Below are 831 nucleotides of genomic sequence, written 5' to 3'. Positions count from 1 at the left end.
CCGTACGCCGGGACTTGTAGTGGTAGGTGGAGGTGTCAAAGCGGACGGCCCCACAGGCCCTCCGGATCGACACGCCCCAGTCAACGCACATCCCGGTGACAATCTCGCGCAAACGGCCAGGCTTCAGAGCTTTCGGCGAATAACGTCCTGAAGCATCTCCCGATCAAGCGTCAGCTCCGCCACGATCTTCTTCAGCCGGGTGTTCTCATCCTCAAGCGCTTTCAGCCGGCGCATCTCGTCCGGCAGAAGGCCCCCGTATTTTTTCTTCCAGTTGAAGTATGTCGCCTGGCTGATCCCGGCCTTGCGGCAGATCTCCGCAACCGGCGTGCCTTGCTCGCCCTGCTTCAGGATGAACGCCTTCTGCGCCTCCGTGAACTTCGATGCTTTCATGCGATTCCGCTCCTCTCCCAGCCAGGGAAACTTAGCGGAAAACTCCAGCTCCGAACGATCCAGTTTTCAGGGGGCAGAGCACTTTTGACCTGCCCCCCGCAGGTCCCTCGCTCATGACGAGAGTCTGCGGGTTTGATTTTGGTAGTCGTCGGTTTCGGGCTTGGCAAGCTTGGCAGGCGCGGAGCCCTCAAATTGCTCAAGCGCCTGCCGCGCTTGCTTTGGCGTTCTGTTTCCCAGCAAAGAGTGCGGCCTGACGTTGTTGTAATCGTAGCGCCACAGCGCCAGTGGAGTGCCCCATCAGAATTGGCCCACCGTTATGTTCAGGAAACGGAGGACTGAGAATGGCGAACAAGCGACACAAGCCTGAGGAAATAGTTCAGAAGCTGCGGCAGGTTGATGTGCTTGTCGGACAGGGGATGCAGCGCGTGGATGCGATCCGCG

The 831-nt window shown here is 59.2% G+C and carries 2 pseudogenes; both read right to left on the bottom strand.

Annotation, left to right across the window (positions count from 1 at the left end):
- Positions 1–390, bottom strand: a pseudogene (locus AB9K35_RS00030) (transposase); the annotation flags it as partial.
- A 111-nt stretch (positions 391–501) separates the two neighbouring features.
- Positions 502–675, bottom strand: a pseudogene (locus tag AB9K35_RS00025) (integrase core domain-containing protein); the annotation flags it as partial.
- Between the last annotated feature and the right edge of the window lie 156 nt (positions 676–831).

Source organism: Leisingera sp. XS_AS12, assembly GCF_041224635.1.
GTDB lineage: Bacteria > Pseudomonadota > Alphaproteobacteria > Rhodobacterales > Rhodobacteraceae > Leisingera.
This window is presented reverse-complemented; position numbering and strand designations above follow the sequence as displayed.